Here is a 15,016-nt window from a genome sequence, read left to right as displayed (position 1 = left end):
CTGCGCTCCAATCATTCATCTGTCACTGACCCAAGGTTCTCCATGGCTCAATACGTCTTCACCATGCATCGGCTGGGCAAAGTTGTTCCGCCGAAGCGGGAAATCCTCAAGAACATTTCGCTGTCCTTCTTCCCCGGCGCCAAGATCGGCGTGCTCGGCCTCAACGGTTCGGGTAAATCCACGCTGCTGAAAATCATGGCTGGCGTCGACACCGAGTTCGAAGGCGAAGCCCGCCCGATGCCGGACCTGAACATCGGTTACCTGCCGCAAGAGCCGCAGCTCGACCCAGCCAAGACCGTACGTGAAGTGGTCGAGGAAGCGGTCAGCGTGATCAAGGATGCGCAAGCGCGTCTGGACGAGGTCTACGCGGCTTACGCCGACCCGGATGCCGACTTCGACAAGCTTGCTGCTGAACAGGCCAAGCTCGAAGCGATCCTGCAGGCCAGCGACGGCCACAACCTCGAGCGCCAGCTGGAAGTTGCTGCCGATGCACTGCGTCTGCCGGCCTGGGACGCGAAAGTCGAACACCTGTCCGGTGGTGAAAAGCGCCGTGTCGCCCTGTGCCGTCTGCTGCTGTCCGCGCCGGACATGCTGCTGCTCGACGAACCGACCAACCACCTGGATGCCGATTCGGTGGCGTGGCTGGAGCATTTCCTCCACGACTTCCCGGGCACCGTGGTCGCGATCACGCACGACCGTTACTTCCTCGACAACGTCGCCGGCTGGATTCTGGAACTCGACCGCGGCGCGGGCATTCCTTACGAGGGCAACTATTCGGGCTGGCTCGAAGCCAAGTCCGATCGTCTGGCCCAGGAATCAAAGCAGCAGTCGGCTCACGAAAAAGCCATGAAAGAAGAACTGGAGTGGGTGCGCAAAGGCGCCAAGGCCCGCCAGTCGAAATCCAAGGCACGCCTGCAACGCTTCGAAGAAATGCAATCGCAGGAATTCCAGAAGCGCAGCGAGACCAACGAGATCTACATCCCGGCCGGTCCACGCCTGGGCGACAAGGTCATCGAGTTCAAGAACGTCACCAAGGGCTACGGCGATCGCGTGCTGATCGACAACCTGTCGTTCTCCATGCCGAAAGGCGCCATTGTCGGCGTGATCGGTGGTAACGGTGCCGGTAAGTCGACGCTGTTCCGCATGCTGATGGGCAAGGAAACCCCGGATTCGGGCAGCATCGAAATCGGCGAAACCGTGCAATTGGCCTGCGTCGACCAGAGCCGCGAAGACCTCGACGGCAGCAAGACCGTGTTCCAGCAGATTTCCGACGGTTCCGACCAGATCCGCATCGGCAACTACGAGATCCCGTCGCGCACTTACGTCGGCCGCTTCAACTTCAAGGGCGGCGATCAGCAGAAGTTCGTCAAGGATCTGTCCGGCGGTGAGCGCGGTCGTCTGCACCTGGCGCTGACCCTGAAGGAGGGCGGCAACGTCCTGCTGCTCGACGAACCGTCCAACGACCTCGACGTGGAAACCCTGCGTTCGCTGGAAGAAGCCCTGCTGGACTTCCCGGGCGCCGCCATTGTGATCTCCCACGATCGGTGGTTCCTTGACCGTGTCGCCACGCACATCCTGGCGTATGAAGACGACTCGCAAGCGGTGTTCTTCGAAGGCAACTACACCGAGTACGAAGCCGACCGCAAAAAACGCCTCGGCGAAGCAGCGGCCCAGCCTCACCGGGTACGTCACAAGAAACTGGCCTGATTCGGGTTGGTTGCACAAGAGCGGAGCCTTCGGGCTCCGTTTTTTTTGCCCTGGGTTTTTCCTGATAAACCGAGTTGCGGCTTTCGCGAGCAGGCTCGCTCCCACAGGGGTAACGCATTCCAAATGTGGGAGCGAGCCTGCTCGCGAATACGGTGTAACTGTTGGTGCAAGTCTTGGATCTGTGCTCCCCACTCAGGTGCAAAAACGGATCAAATACCCCTCGGATTTATATCCTGTGCACCATTTAATTTCATAACTGCGACATTTTGCTCTGTTCCTGTGCGCAATTCGTTTGTTACAGTCCGGCCCAATCTCCTCCAACGACAATAAATTTGCCGAGACTTTGCCCATGATCGAATCCGTCGAATCCTTCCTTGCGCGCCTGAAAAAACGCGACCCGGATCAACCTGAATTCCACCAGGCTGTCGAAGAAGTCCTGCGCAGTCTGTGGCCGTTCCTTGAAGCCAATCCGCATTACCTGACTTCAGGCATTCTCGAGCGCATCTGCGAGCCCGAGCGCGCGGTGGTGTTTCGCGTGTCGTGGGTCGACGATCAGGGCAAGGTCCAGGTCAATCGCGGCTTCCGTATCCAGATGAACAGCGCCATCGGCCCTTACAAGGGCGGCCTGCGCTTCCATCCATCGGTGAACCTCGGCGTGCTGAAATTCCTCGCCTTCGAGCAGACCTTCAAGAACTCGCTGACCTCCCTGCCCATGGGCGGCGGCAAGGGCGGTTCCGACTTCGATCCGAAGGGCAAGAGCGACGCCGAGGTCATGCGTTTCTGCCAAGCGTTCATGAGCGAGTTGTATCGCCACATCGGCGCCGACGTTGACGTGCCGGCCGGTGATATCGGTGTCGGTGCGCGGGAGATCGGTTTCCTCTTTGGCCAGTACAAGCGCCTGAGCAACCAGTTCACCAGCGTCCTCACCGGCAAGGGCATGACCTACGGCGGCAGCCTGATTCGCCCGGAAGCCACCGGTTTCGGCTGCGTGTACTTCGCCGAGGAGATGCTCAAGCGCCGCGGGCAGGGCGTGGAAGGCAAGCGCGTGGCGATTTCCGGTTCCGGCAACGTTGCTCAGTACGCGGCGCGCAAAGTGATGGACCTGGGCGGCAAAGTGATTTCCCTGTCCGACTCCGAAGGCACGCTGTACTGCGAGGCAGGCTTGAGCGAAGCACAGTGGCTGGCGCTGCTGGAGCTGAAGAACATCAAACGCGGGCGCATCAGCGAACTGGCGAACGCCCATGGTCTGGAATTCCGCGCCGGCCAACATCCGTGGTCGCTGCCGTGCGATATCGCGCTGCCCTGCGCGACACAGAACGAACTTGATGCCGAGGCCGCGCGCACGCTGCTGCGCAATGGCTGCGTCTGTGTGGCTGAAGGCGCGAACATGCCGACCACGCTGGAGGCTGTGGATATCTTTATCGAGGCCGGTATTCTGTTCGCACCGGGCAAGGCGTCGAATGCGGGCGGTGTTGCCGTCAGCGGTCTGGAAATGTCGCAGAACGCCATGCGCCTGCTGTGGACGGCGGGCGAGGTGGACAGCAAGCTGCACGCGATCATGCAATCGATCCACCACGCCTGCGTGCATTACGGCGAAGACAACGGTCAGATCAATTACGTCAAAGGCGCGAACATTGCCGGCTTCGTCAAAGTCGCCGATGCGATGTTGGCGCAAGGCGTGGTTTAAGCCGGTTCGATGCGGATCACTTCGATCAGTTGGTCGCCGGCAGGCCGCTGCCATAGCACTTCATCGTTGAGCCGGGCGCCAAGCAAAGCCCGGCCCAGCGGTGAGTCCCAGTTGATCAGGCCCTGACTGGCGTCGGCCTGATCCTCGCCGACCAGTTGCACGCGGTGTTCAGTGTCGTGTTCATCGGCAAAAGTCACCCAGCTACCGATTTGGACCTTGTCGGTGGAGGTCGCAGCGACTGCGACTTGGGCGCTGCTCAGGCGTTGAGTGAAATAGCGCAGATCCCGTTGCAGATCGGCCAGACGTTGCTTGTCGGCCTGCTCGCCCTTGGCCGTTTGCTCGGCGTGCAGGCTTTGCAGCTCGGTGACCTTCGCCTGCAACTGCGCCAGACCTTGCGGGGTGACGTAGTTGGGCTGCGTGCTGACCTGACGTTCGACCGGCTGATCGGCCTGCGCGGCGGCGTTGTCTTCGTTGACGAATGCGCGACTCATGAAGTCCTCCTGTTAAAGGATTTGGGCCATGGTTGCCGGCATTTGGTTTCAACGGATGTCTGCAAGCGACCTATTGCGAGCGATAAGCCCGCCCGACGTCCTGGTCCTTCTGCTGCTGCCAGGCACGTTCGCGCTCATCCCAATGTTCGTTGCGATATTGCTCGCGATCCCTGTTTTCCAGCATCGCCTGACATTGGCGGAAGCCGTCGACCCAGCCGTCGGCGTATTGCTGGTCCTTGAGATAGCGCGGCACATTCTTGCGAAACTCACCGCTGATCGAGCCCGCCGCTTGCCGGCCGCTGACGCAACCGTCATCGAAACCGTCGGCGAAGGCCGGTGGATAACCCTTAGCGATCAAGTCTTCATGGGTGGTCTGGCAACCGCCCAGCGCCAATACAACGCCCAACAATCCCACGTACCGCCACATCGCACTCTCCCGCGCCGATACTCGGCTCATAAGGAAAGTCTAGAAGGGGATTCATGAGGCGGCTGTCGAAGGCCTGTGAAAAATCCATTGCACACCACAGGCCCCTGTGGGAGCGAGCCTGCTCGCGAAGGCGTCTTGTCAGGCAACACTGCTATTGACTGACCCACCGCTTTCGCGAGCAGGCTCGCTCCCACAGGGAGATTTACACAGGCTCGGGATCAGTAGTGATACCACTTCACTTCAAGCATGACTTCCGTTTCCGGGCTGGCGAGCTGGCTGAACTCGCGCTGCGCGCTCAGGCGCAAACCGAGGTTGCGCGAAAGCTCCCACTGCTGATTCAGGCTCAGGCTGCGGCGCACTTCGCCGTTGAAGAAGTAGTCGCCCTTGGCCTCCAGGCTCAGATTGCCTAGCGGGTTTTTCCACAGCACGCCGGTGTTGAAGCCACCGGCCGGGGAAACAAACTCGGCGAAGTCATTGTTGTGTTCCACGCGTACCGTGCCCAGCGCGAAGCCGAGCACGTCTTCGCCCAACTGCCACGTGCCGCCGCCGCCACCGTTGACATGGCTGACCAGCGTCTCGTCATCATGCTTGCCCGGCACGCGCTCAAGGCCACCGGTGACTTGCCACGACAGCGGTTGCAGCAGCTCGTTGCGCGGTGTCAGCGAACGAATGGTGGCCAGATCCAGTTGCTGTAACTGCCAGTCATTGCCTTCGTACTGGCGCAGCTTCAGTTGCAGGATCTCGATCTGCGCCCCGAGAGGAAAGCTTTCGGCGTTGTCATTGAGGTCGTGATAGGCCATGCGCAGGCCATATTCGCCAAAGGCGCGATCGCCTCGCGTACCTAGGCCGGCCTGCCAGGTGCGGGACTCGTGGCCATCTTCGGGCAGACCGGGTTGCGGAATTTCCAATTCCGGCGCCGGGTTCTTGTTGATCGCCCGCAGCAGTTCAAAACTGCGCTGCGCTCGTTGCGGGTCGCGCTCCTGACCGTTGGCACGGTAGCGCTCCAGACGATAGGCGGCGTCGACGATCAACGCCTGACGTGCGCGCGGCAGGGCTTTGAACGTTGGCTCTTGCAGGACTTTTTGATCGGCGCTGACTTTCAGCACCCATTGCTGTTCTTCATCGCTCAACGGTTCGGCGCGGCTGAGCAGTTCACGTTCGCGGGACGGGCGATATTCGATGTGTTCGACCAGCCCGGCCTCTTTCACCGCTTTGACAGTGTCGGTCGGGATCGCGGTCAGCGGGAATTGTTCGGTCAGGCGCAGGCTCGGTCGCGCCACTTGCAGCAGTTCCAGCAAACGATACGAGCAGTTTTCGTCGAAGAAGAAGTAGTCGAACTGGATCTGCTTGAGCTCCCACACATGTTCGACCATGCGTGCGGTTTCTTCCTGAGTCAGGTTGAGGCGGTATTCCCACAGGTCGCGGTTTTCCAGGCTGCGGTATTCCGAGAGTTTTTCCTGATACGGCACCAGCGCAAACAGCCCCGGGTAGCCGCCCATCAAGCCTTTCCAGGCATACAGAATGCTGTTGTCCGAGCCTTCGATGTAGGCACCGAAGTTGATCGCGTAGCTGAGCAGCGAAGTCTTGTCGGCCTGCACATCCGCCTGATCGATGCGCAGCAGGGTGTGGCCGAACATCGACGAAGGGCTGTTGAGATACGCCGCCGGGAAGATCATCACCGCGCTGTGCGGCGAGACGTCCTTGAACCATTGCTTGTATTCGGCGCATTCGGGCGCTGGCAGGTCGGCGAGATTGAGCTGCGCTTTCAGCCAGCGTGTACGCGCCGGGTAGACGCATTGTGCGTGTTGCTCGCCGAGGCTGGCCGGGGCGTACAGCGCCTGCACGGTGGCGGCCAGTTCGCGGTCCGGATGCTCGTTGCCGTCGGGCGCGAGAAAGAACTTCTTGTCGCTGACATAGCTGCGCCAGCCGCCGAGTTTGGCGGTTTCGTAATGACCGAGGGAAATCCAGAAGCGGTCGTTGGCCAGTTGCTGCAAACGTTGAGGATCGATGTGAGGCGCGGCGGACAGCGGGGCGCAGACACAGAGCGCCAGCCAGGCAAGGCGTTTGAGCATAGTCGGCAACTTGAACAGGAAAAGAAATAAAAGACCCAAAGAGGGGCGGGCCAAAAAAAACAAAACCCGCTTCCCGAAGGAAGCGGGCGGGGTCGAGCTTAAGCCTGAGTTGCGTACTTGGCCAGACGTGGGTCCGATTTCAGTACCGCCAGGGTGTTGGTATGCACGTCTTCAGCGGTCACGTCAGCCTTGCTGAAGATCTGCTGGAAGTGCTCGTGGGTCACTTGCGCGAAGTGCGCGCGATCTTCCGGTGCTACGCCCAGGACCACGGCATAAGTGGTCAGCGCTTCGCCATTGCCTTTGGCCATGTCTTCGGACAGCTCGTTCATCATGCCATTCATGGCGAACCAGGATTTGCCGCCGTAGGTCAGCGATGCGTTGGTCGAGCAACCGTTGGTGCCGGAAGTCATACCGAACGTGGCGTTACCGGAAGTGCCGTTGGTGGTGGAAGCAAGGAAGTGCGCCGGGGTGCCACGCTGACCTTCGAACAGCATGTTGCCCCAACCGCAATCCGGGCCGCCCGGGGCTTGCGCCATTGCGTTGATGGATACAGCGGTGAAGAGAGTACCGAGAAGAATCCGTTTCATAGCTTTGTTCTCTTTATGTGCATACCAATGGACAGGGTTCTGGCCCTTCGCGCTCTGCCCGAGGACAGAACCGAAAGTGTCAGTGGGCCGGTATTAGTTCCAGCCGCGCAGTTTGGAGTTTAGGCACGTTCCAGCGGTTCCGTGATTTTTTGCAAAATATTTGGAATAAACCTCTGATTTATCGGGATGCGTCGGCCGGCCGCGCGCTTGTCTATGCTTTGTCATGTGGCGCGCCTTGCCAGTGGGGCACGGGCAGCGCCAGAATGCCGCTACCTGCCCCGCCTGATTGTTAAGGAAGCCCGATGCCTGATCCTGTTGCTGCCAGCCTGCGTCTTGCGCCCGAAGCGCTGACTCGTCCGTTTTCCGCTGAACAGTTCAGCTTCACTAGCACCAATGATCTGGAGCCCTTTCGCGGTGTGCTCGGCCAGGAACGCGCGGTCGAAGCCTTGCAGTTCGGTGTGGCGATGCCACGCCCCGGTTACAACGTATTCGTCATGGGCGAGCCCGGCACCGGCCGTTTCTCGTTCGTCAAACGCTACCTGAAAGCCGAAGGCAAGCGCCTGCAGACCCCGGCGGACTGGGTCTACGTCAACAACTTCGATGAACCGCGCGAACCACGTGCACTGGAGCTGCCATCGGGCACGGCGGCCTCGTTCATCGCTGACATCAACGGCCTGATCGACAACCTGCTGGCGACTTTTCCGGCGGTTTTCGAACACCCGTCCTACCAGCAGAAAAAAAGCGCCATCGACCGCGCCTTCAACCAGCGCTACGACAAGGCGCTGGACATCATCGAGCGCCTGGCCCTGGAAAAAGACGTCGCCCTGTACCGCGACAGCAGCAATATCGCCTTCACGCCGATGCTCGACGGCAAGGCCCTGGACGAAGCCGAATTCGCGCAGTTGCCGGAAGCCGAGCGCGAGCGTTTTCACGATGACATTTCCGGCCTCGAAGAGCGCCTGAACGAAGAACTCGCCAGCCTGCCGCAGTGGAAGCGCGAGTCGAACAATCAACTGCGCCACCTCAATGAAGAAACCATCACCCTGGCCTTGCAGCCGTTGCTGGCGCCGCTGTCGGAGAAGTACGCGGAGAACGCCGGGGTCTGCGGTTACCTGCAAGCGATGCAGGTCTACCTGCTGAAAACCGTGGTCGAACAACTGGTCGACGACAGCAAGACCGACGCCGTCGCGCGCAAGTTGCTGGAGGAACAATACGCACCAAGCCTGGTGGTCGGGCATCCGGCCAGCGGCGGTGCACCGGTGGTATTCGAGCCACATCCGACCTACGAAAACCTGTTCGGCCGCATCGAGTACACCACTGATCAAGGTGCGCTCTACACCACTTACCGGCAGTTGCGTCCGGGTGCGCTGCACCGCGCCAATGGCGGTTTCCTGATTCTCGAAGCGGAAAAAATGCTCAGCGAGCCGTTCGTGTGGGATGCGCTCAAACGCGCCCTGCAATCGCGCAAACTGAAAATGGAGTCGCCGCTGGGCGAGATGGGCCGCTTCGCCACCATGACCCTGAATCCGCAGCACATCCCGCTGCAGGTCAAAGTCATCATCATTGGTGCGCGCCAGCTGTATTACACGCTGCAGGATCTCGATCCGGACTTCCAGGAGATGTTTCGCGTTCTGGTCGACTTCGACGAAGACATCCCGATGGTCGACGAAAGCCTCGAGCAGTTCGCCCAGCTCCTGAAGACGCGTACTTCGGAAGAAGGCATGGCGCCGTTGACCGCCGATGCGGTGGCACGATTGGCGACCTACAGCGCACGGCTGGCCGAGCATCAGGGGCGCTTGTCGGCGCGCATTGGCGATCTGTTCCAACTGGTCAGCGAGGCGGATTTCATTCGCCATCTGGCCGGCGATGAAATGACCGACGCCGGCCATATCGAACGCGCCCTGAAAGCCAAGGCCACCCGCACCGGGCGGGTCTCGGCGCGGATTCTCGACGACATGCTCGCCGGAATCATCCTCATCGACACTGACGGTGCAGCAGTCGGCAAGTGCAACGGGCTGACGGTGCTGGAGGTCGGTGATTCGGCGTTCGGCGTGCCGGCGCGGATTTCCGCCACGGTGTACCCGGGTGGCAGCGGTATCGTCGACATCGAACGTGAGGTCAACCTCGGCCAGCCGATTCACTCCAAAGGCGTGATGATCCTCACCGGTTATCTGGGCAGCCGTTACGCCCAGGAATTCCCGCTGGCGATTTCGGCAAGCATTGCGCTCGAGCAGTCGTACGGTTACGTCGACGGCGACAGTGCATCGCTGGGCGAGGCGTGCACGCTGATTTCGGCACTGTCGAAAACCCCGCTCAAGCAATGTTTTGCCATCACCGGTTCGATCAACCAGTTTGGCGAAGTGCAGGCGGTCGGCGGGGTCAACGAGAAGATCGAAGGCTTCTTCCGCCTCTGCGAAGCACGCGGTCTGACCGGCGAGCAGGGCGCGATCATTCCCCAGGCCAACGTCGCCACGCTGATGCTCGATGAGAAAGTCCTCGCCGCCGTGCGCGCCGGCCAGTTCCACGTGTATGCGGTGCGTCAGGCCGATGAGGCGCTGAGCCTGCTGGTGGGCGAGCCGGCCGGAGAGCCGAACGCCGATGGCGAATTCCCCGAAGGCAGCATCAATGCCAGAGTGGTCGAGCGCCTGCGCGATATCGCCGAGATGATCAGCGAAGAGGACTTGAAAGAGGCCGAGAAGGAGCTGGCGCAGGAGGCTCTCGCCGAAGCCAAACCGGCCTGACAGGCTTGCAATAAACCCTGTGGGAGCGAGCCTGCTCGCGAAAGCGCTGTTTGAGTCGACGAATGAGTTGGCTGATCCATCGTCTTCGCGAGCAGGCTCGCTCCCACAATGCTTTTCCAGATTGATCTCTGCGGGGATCTTCGGGGAATGTGCCACTACTCTGACGCCAATATTCACACAATGACCATTCGGCGCCTTCTGGTTCCATTTGGCTTGCGCTGGACACTTTTCTTCTATTCTCAGGTCAAGGATATCGACAGTATCACTGGATCGAGCCAGTCCTCCCATGGGGGCTGAATACCGGCTTTACCGAGGGTCGCCGCCATGTCGCGCAACCTCTGTCTCACCCGTCAATGCCTGGGTCTGGTGACCCGGATCGAATGCGCCGTCAAGCCGCTGGCCGGCGACAACGGCATGTGGACGCTGCTCTTCGCGGCCGGCATGGCCGGCGAACAACCTTCCGCGATCAAAGCCCAAGGCCCGTTCCATGGCCCGGTGGCGGCCGAGTCGATTCTCGACACCATCGTTGAAAGCCTGACCTTGCATGGTTACGAACTGGCCGATGATCCGCAGATCTGGAGCCTGCACCTGCAAGCCCAGTTGCGGCAGATCAACGGCGGCCGTGGGCGCAGCCTCAACGGTTAAGGTGCTGACTGGTCGACCTGCGCCTTGTCGAGCTTGACCTCAAAACCGTATTGCACGGTGGCGAGGTCGGTGCGCTGATAGGTTTCCACGCGAGTCGGGCGACCGTAAAAATAGTGCACGCCGAGTAGCGCCGGGCCTTCTGCACTGGCGTCGTGGCTGACCGAAAGAATCTGCTTGAGGTAGTGGCCACTGTCGTCCTTGACGAAGAAACGCCATTCGTTGGCCGGGAAGGTTTTCAGGTCGACCACCAGCGTGTTGTCCTTGATCGCCAGGCCTTTAGGCAATGACTGCGCGTCGTAGGATTGCTTGGCCACCGTGGCCAGAAATAAAGGCATCGAGCCCACGGCAATCGCCGGGGTTTCCGGAAACAGGTTCAGATCATATGTAATCGTCGCTTGCAGCGGATCGACCTGATACGCCTCGGGCGGCAGTTCGATCGGCTCGTCGAGTTTGCCGCCGCGCTTTTCCGTGAAGAAAGTCACCGGGCTGACGCCGGGATTGAGTTGGTCGCCAAGCAATTCGTCATTGAAGGTGCGGCGGTGGGAAAACTCGATACGCGCCGCGCTCGGCTCTTCCACCGATTGATGAATGCGCACGCCGGCCTTCAATTGTTCTTCCGTCAGGTCCGCGCCTTTGAGCCAGTTGGCGGCGAGATCGTCATACACCACAACTGGCAGGTCCAGCGCCTGCACGGCTTTGGCCGTGGTGTGCGGATTGAAGGTGCGCACCGGCAGGTCCAGGGATTTGCGCGTCACTGTTGCCGAGGAGAAGTCGAGCACACTGACTTCCAGTGTGTCGATCGGGCCGTGGAAATAGACTTTTTTGTAGCGGCGCGGGTGGTCTTTCTCGAAGGCTTGCTGGTCGTCGCTGAGCTGTTTTTCCAGGGTGTCGCTCCAGCTCTTCTGCTTCTGTAACTGCGTCAGTTGCTTCTGGTAAAACTCGACCTGCTCCGGGCTTTCGTTGATCGAACCGGCGCGCACCAGGTATTGGCCACTGGCGTCGCGGGCCTGGACGATCAGCGGATTGATCCGGGTTTCGGCGACTTCTGCCGCGAGCGGCAGGCTGTTGCTGACTTCGACCTCGGCGTAGTTTTTTTCCAGCTTGAGCAGTTTGACGCTGAGATTGTCGTTGCTGCGGGTCTGGCCGACGTCTTTCTGCGTCAGGTCGAAACTGTACAAGCGACGGGGCGCAATGACCTCGACCTGGCCTTGCAGGCTGACCGGTTGCGGCAGGCTTTTTTTGTCGACGTTGAGGCCATCGATGAACGGGTAGGTCACCGTCAGGTCATCGGGGTTGGTCACGTTGGAGCTGGACGGGCTGAGCTGAATGCCGGGGTCGGTCTCCGACCACTCCGGCTGCCAGGCGATCACCCGTTTGTTGCTCAACGTGACCGAATGCCATTCGATGCCGTGCGGGAACAGAAAACCGCCGGGAATGTTCAGGTTGAACGGGAATACCGGTTGCAGATCGGTCAGGTAATCCGAGCTGGCGTCCTTGTGCAGCACGAACAGGCCATTGATGAAGGTATCGACCAGCGCCTGCGGGGTAAGGTAGTGCTTGAGCACGGCGAGGGCGTCTGCGCCGTATTCGGTATGCGGGGTGATGTCGTCGAGCTTGAGTCGGGCGCGTTCGAGCAACAGCAGCGAACCGCCGAGTTCGGTGATGGCGTCCTTGAGCTTCGGATCGCTGATCGTGTCCAGGGACTGTTCGAAGGTGGCGGTCTTTTCGTCAAGGTTGGCGACTTGTTTTTCATCGCCGGGCGAGCAACCGCCGATGAGCAAGGCGAGGCAGATTCCGGCAGTCGTCAAGGCTGATCGCACATCCATTTCCACGCGTCCTGTCCACTGTCATTGGGCTGTCAATGCTTTGGACACTAGCAGAAAAACTTTGTCACACACACGCAGGTGGCGGATTTTCCGGCGGTTTCTGGCTGTCACAGCGGGCTGTTATACTCGCCGCCATTTCCAGCCCCTTGTGTGAGAGTCAATGGAACGCTTTATCGAAAATGCAATGTACGCCACCCGCTGGCTGCTGGCGCCGATCTACATCGGCCTGTCCCTCGGTCTGCTGGCGCTGGCATTGAAGTTCTTCCAGGAAATCATCCATATCCTGCCCAACGTCTTCGCCATGGCTGAATCGGATCTGATTCTGGTGCTGCTGTCGCTGATCGACATGGCGCTGGTGGGCGGTCTGCTGGTGATGGTGATGATTTCCGGTTACGAGAACTTCGTCTCGCAACTGGACATCGACGAAGGCAAAGAGAAGCTCAGCTGGCTGGGCACCATGGACTCGTCGTCGCTGAAGATGAAAGTTGCGGCGTCGATCGTGGCGATTTCTTCGATCCACCTGCTGCGCATCTTCATGGATGCCAAGAACGTCGATCCTGAGCATCTGATGTGGTACGTGATCATTCACATGACTTTTGTGGTGTCCGCGTTTGCCATGGGTTACCTGGACAAGGTCACCAAGCACTGATCAGCCGATCAAGGCAAAAGAGCCGCCCGTCTGTTGCGAAACAGACGGGCGGTTTAGTTTGTGGCTTGTGCTTTCAAGCGCACCGGCCTATCCCTGTAACGGTGTGATTCGCCATGTGTGAGGTGCTTCCATGAACCTGCAAGAGTTGAACGCGTTTGCTGTTGCCAGGAAGGTCGATGAGTTGAACCTGATCTCGATGGAGGGTGGCATTTACCTGTTGGAAGCGAGGATGCATGGGGCGGCGTATCCGTTGAGCGATCTCAAGGGCAATATGCTGACGCTGCGCTCAGTGGAGCACGCGCGGGATCTGCTGCATGCCTTTCCGGTACTGCCCTTCAATCTTGTGCACACCTCGGTCCACGACGAAATGTGTGGCCTGGTCGGTGACCTCGATGAAAGCCTGAAAGTGCCGCTCGCCTGGCGTTCGGCCCTGTAGCCCCGGCCCCAAGTCCGGGGTATCTGTGCTAGTCTGCTCGCCCTTTTGGTTCCGGGCGCGCCGGGACGCGCTGTGCACGCACGGCAAGTCCTGTGGCCGTCCGCACAGCGGAGCAGTGTCATGTCCGAAGTAAATCTGTCCACCGACGAAACCCGCGTCAGCTACGGTATCGGCCGTCAACTCGGCGACCAGCTGCGCGACAACCCGCCACCAGGTGTCAGCCTGGACGCGATCCTGGCCGGTCTGACCGACGCTTTCGCCGGCAAGCCAAGCCGTGTTGGCCAGGAAGAAATGTCCGCCAGCTTCAAGGTGATCCGCGAGATCATGCAAGCCGAAGCAGCGGCCAAGGCTGAAGCCGCGGCTGGCGAAGGCCTGGCCTTCCTCGCCGAAAACGCCAAGCGTGACGGCATCACCACCCTGGCTTCCGGCCTGCAATTCGAAGTGCTGACTCAGGGCGACGGCGCCAAGCCGACCCGTGAAGACCAGGTACGTACGCACTACCACGGCACCCTGATCGACGGCACTGTGTTCGACAGCTCCTACGAGCGCGGCCAGCCTGCAGAATTCCCGGTTGGCGGCGTGATCGCTGGTTGGACCGAAGCCCTGCAACTGATGAATGCCGGCAGCAAATGGCGCCTGTACGTGCCGAGCGAACTGGCTTACGGCGCACAAGGCGTGGGCAGCATCCCGCCGCACAGCGTTCTGGTGTTCGACGTCGAGCTGCTGGACGTTCTGTAATACCGAGCCTGCTTGATGGCGGGCTAAAAAATGTGGGAGCGAGCTCGCTCGCGAAGGCGGTTTTTCAGTCGACTCATTCGTTGACTGATTTATCGCTTTCGCGAGCAAGCTCGCTCCCACAGGTTTTTTTAATGCTGCTCATATTTCGATCTTGTTGTGCAGCTCATTGGTCGGGCGCAATGCCCGGGCATAGCAGAACAGGAACAGATTGCGCACCAGCTCCTTGAGTACCAGCGGCTCGCTGGAATTGAGGCTGCTGACGTCCAGATCACCTTGATCCTGCAGCTCATGCAAGGCTTCTTCTTCAAGCACCGCACAGACTTCGCCGGTTTCTCGATGGAGGATTCTGAGGTACGGGTGTGGGCGATCCAGCCAGGCGTCGATCAAATAAGTCATGGGTCTCATCTCCTTGAAAGGTTTCAATGAGAATAATTCTTATTCGTCAAATAGCAAGTGCCTGTTGGCGGATCGTGGACTTTTCCGGGTAAAGGTTGTGTCAGGTCAAAATGGCTGGCTTATGGCCATGCGCGAATTCATTGAGCTGGAGCGGGAGGGCAAAGCTCCATCCCACGACTGGCGCGGGATGGCTGACGCAAGGCTCAGACTTTTCTGACGAACTCGGATTTGAGCTTCATCGGGCCGATGCCGTCGATCTTGCAGTCGATGTCGTGATCGCCATCGCACAGGCGGATATTCTTGACCTTGGTGCCGACCTTGACCACCAGCGACGTGCCTTTGACCTTGAGGTCCTTGATCACGGTGATGGTGTCGCCGTCCTGCAGGACGTTGCCGACCGAATCTTTCTTCACGGCATCATCGGCCGCCACTTCGGCTTCGCCGCTGGCAGACCACTCGTGGGCGCACTCGGGGCAGACCAGTTGGGTGCCGTCTTCGTAGGTGTATTCGGAATTGCATTTCGGGCAGGGTGGCAACGTGCTCACTAAGGTTCCTTGGGTATCAGGAGGACTAAAGGGCGCACATTGTATAGGGTTTTACGCGGAGGAGGGCAT

The 15,016-nt window shown here is 59.9% G+C and carries 14 protein-coding genes; 7 read left to right on the top strand and 7 right to left on the bottom strand.

Annotation, left to right across the window (positions count from 1 at the left end):
* Window positions 1-42: 42 nt before the first annotated feature.
* Entirely contained in the window at window positions 43-1,707 is a 1,665-nt protein-coding gene (ettA, locus tag AB4O12_RS17475) for an energy-dependent translational throttle protein EttA (protein ID WP_016773108.1), read from the top strand.
* Window positions 1,708-2,056: 349 nt separating this feature from the next.
* Window positions 2,057-3,394: an NADP-specific glutamate dehydrogenase gene (gene gdhA, locus AB4O12_RS17470; protein ID WP_236168705.1), complete on the top strand. Its 1,338-nt coding sequence runs from the start codon at window positions 2,057-2,059 to the stop codon at window positions 3,392-3,394.
* On the opposite strand, the gene AB4O12_RS17465 is transcribed toward gdhA, so the two are convergent.
* From AB4O12_RS17465 to AB4O12_RS17450, 4 genes are all read right to left on the bottom strand, one after another.
* Entirely contained in the window at window positions 3,391-3,885 is a 495-nt protein-coding gene (locus AB4O12_RS17465) for a GreA/GreB family elongation factor (protein WP_056790514.1), read from the bottom strand. The genes gdhA and AB4O12_RS17465 overlap by 4 nt on opposite strands.
* 70 nt (window positions 3,886-3,955) lie before the next feature.
* A complete protein-coding gene (locus AB4O12_RS17460; protein WP_056790510.1) occupies window positions 3,956-4,312 on the bottom strand; it encodes a hypothetical protein in 357 nt (118 codons plus the stop codon).
* Window positions 4,313-4,530: 218 nt separating this feature from the next.
* On the bottom strand, window positions 4,531-6,384 hold the full coding sequence (locus AB4O12_RS17455; RefSeq protein WP_252876927.1) for an Lnb N-terminal periplasmic domain-containing protein: 1,854 nt from the start codon (window positions 6,382-6,384) through the stop codon (window positions 4,531-4,533).
* A 98-nt stretch (window positions 6,385-6,482) separates the two neighbouring features.
* Complete coding sequence (locus AB4O12_RS17450; protein ID WP_016773112.1) at window positions 6,483-6,971, bottom strand: DUF3015 domain-containing protein; 489 nt, start codon at window positions 6,969-6,971, stop codon at window positions 6,483-6,485.
* A 302-nt stretch (window positions 6,972-7,273) separates the two neighbouring features.
* Between AB4O12_RS17450 and AB4O12_RS17445 the strand changes: the two genes are divergently transcribed.
* Together AB4O12_RS17445 and AB4O12_RS17440 are read left to right on the top strand one after the other, a co-directional pair.
* Window positions 7,274-9,712, top strand: a complete 2,439-nt coding sequence (locus tag AB4O12_RS17445) for a Lon protease family protein (protein ID WP_056790505.1) — start codon at window positions 7,274-7,276, stop codon at window positions 9,710-9,712.
* A 324-nt stretch (window positions 9,713-10,036) separates the two neighbouring features.
* Entirely contained in the window at window positions 10,037-10,357 is a 321-nt protein-coding gene (locus AB4O12_RS17440) for a PA4575 family protein (RefSeq protein WP_016773114.1), read from the top strand.
* On the opposite strand, the gene AB4O12_RS17435 is transcribed toward AB4O12_RS17440, so the two are convergent.
* Window positions 10,354-12,183 carry a hypothetical protein gene (locus AB4O12_RS17435; protein WP_460059235.1) on the bottom strand — a complete coding sequence of 610 codons (1,830 nt, stop codon included), beginning with the start codon at window positions 12,181-12,183 and terminating at the stop codon, window positions 10,354-10,356. The genes AB4O12_RS17440 and AB4O12_RS17435 overlap by 4 nt on opposite strands.
* Window positions 12,184-12,343: 160 nt before the next feature.
* Between AB4O12_RS17435 and AB4O12_RS17430 the strand changes: the two genes are divergently transcribed.
* From AB4O12_RS17430 to AB4O12_RS17420, 3 genes are all read left to right on the top strand, one after another.
* Window positions 12,344-12,832: a TIGR00645 family protein gene (locus AB4O12_RS17430; protein ID WP_016773116.1), complete on the top strand. Its 489-nt coding sequence runs from the start codon at window positions 12,344-12,346 to the stop codon at window positions 12,830-12,832.
* Window positions 12,833-12,962: 130 nt separating this feature from the next.
* On the top strand, window positions 12,963-13,268 hold the full coding sequence (locus AB4O12_RS17425) for a DUF6482 family protein (protein ID WP_150638478.1): 306 nt from the start codon (window positions 12,963-12,965) through the stop codon (window positions 13,266-13,268).
* A 120-nt stretch (window positions 13,269-13,388) separates the two neighbouring features.
* On the top strand, window positions 13,389-14,006 hold the full coding sequence (locus AB4O12_RS17420) for an FKBP-type peptidyl-prolyl cis-trans isomerase (RefSeq protein ID WP_016773117.1): 618 nt from the start codon (window positions 13,389-13,391) through the stop codon (window positions 14,004-14,006).
* Window positions 14,007-14,144: 138 nt separating this feature from the next.
* Here AB4O12_RS17420 and AB4O12_RS17415 read toward each other — a convergent pair whose 3' ends face one another.
* Together AB4O12_RS17415 and AB4O12_RS17410 are read right to left on the bottom strand one after the other, a co-directional pair.
* Window positions 14,145-14,402 (bottom strand): PA4570 family protein, encoded by a 258-nt coding sequence (locus tag AB4O12_RS17415; protein ID WP_016773118.1) that lies wholly within the window; start codon window positions 14,400-14,402, stop codon window positions 14,145-14,147.
* Between the two features lie 203 nt (window positions 14,403-14,605).
* On the bottom strand, window positions 14,606-14,947 hold the full coding sequence (locus AB4O12_RS17410; RefSeq protein WP_016773119.1) for a zinc ribbon domain-containing protein YjdM: 342 nt from the start codon (window positions 14,945-14,947) through the stop codon (window positions 14,606-14,608).
* Window positions 14,948-15,016 lie beyond the last annotated feature (69 nt).

The sequence above is a fragment of the Pseudomonas sp. S2_A05 genome (genome assembly GCF_054668485.1).
Note: the sequence above shows the minus strand (reverse complement) of the source record. Positions and strands in the feature narration are given on the sequence as shown.

What these genes read in the sequence shown, in the direction of transcription:
- ettA (WP_016773108.1), top strand. Translation starts at nt 43, where the DNA reads ATGGCTCAATACGTCTTCACCATGCATCGGCTGGGCAAAGTTGTTCCG.
- gdhA (WP_236168705.1), top strand. Translation starts at nt 2,057, where the DNA reads ATGATCGAATCCGTCGAATCCTTCCTTGCGCGCCTGAAAAAACGCGAC.
- AB4O12_RS17465 (WP_056790514.1), bottom strand. Translation starts at nt 3,885, where the DNA reads ATGAGTCGCGCATTCGTCAACGAAGACAACGCCGCCGCGCAGGCCGAT.
- AB4O12_RS17460 (WP_056790510.1), bottom strand. Translation starts at nt 4,312, where the DNA reads ATGTGGCGGTACGTGGGATTGTTGGGCGTTGTATTGGCGCTGGGCGGT.
- AB4O12_RS17455 (WP_252876927.1), bottom strand. Translation starts at nt 6,384, where the DNA reads ATGCTCAAACGCCTTGCCTGGCTGGCGCTCTGTGTCTGCGCCCCGCTG.
- AB4O12_RS17450 (WP_016773112.1), bottom strand. Translation starts at nt 6,971, where the DNA reads ATGAAACGGATTCTTCTCGGTACTCTCTTCACCGCTGTATCCATCAAC.
- AB4O12_RS17445 (WP_056790505.1), top strand. Translation starts at nt 7,274, where the DNA reads ATGCCTGATCCTGTTGCTGCCAGCCTGCGTCTTGCGCCCGAAGCGCTG.
- AB4O12_RS17440 (WP_016773114.1), top strand. Translation starts at nt 10,037, where the DNA reads ATGTCGCGCAACCTCTGTCTCACCCGTCAATGCCTGGGTCTGGTGACC.
- AB4O12_RS17435 (WP_460059235.1), bottom strand. Translation starts at nt 12,183, where the DNA reads ATGGATGTGCGATCAGCCTTGACGACTGCCGGAATCTGCCTCGCCTTG.
- AB4O12_RS17430 (WP_016773116.1), top strand. Translation starts at nt 12,344, where the DNA reads ATGGAACGCTTTATCGAAAATGCAATGTACGCCACCCGCTGGCTGCTG.
- AB4O12_RS17425 (WP_150638478.1), top strand. Translation starts at nt 12,963, where the DNA reads ATGAACCTGCAAGAGTTGAACGCGTTTGCTGTTGCCAGGAAGGTCGAT.
- AB4O12_RS17420 (WP_016773117.1), top strand. Translation starts at nt 13,389, where the DNA reads ATGTCCGAAGTAAATCTGTCCACCGACGAAACCCGCGTCAGCTACGGT.
- AB4O12_RS17415 (WP_016773118.1), bottom strand. Translation starts at nt 14,402, where the DNA reads ATGACTTATTTGATCGACGCCTGGCTGGATCGCCCACACCCGTACCTC.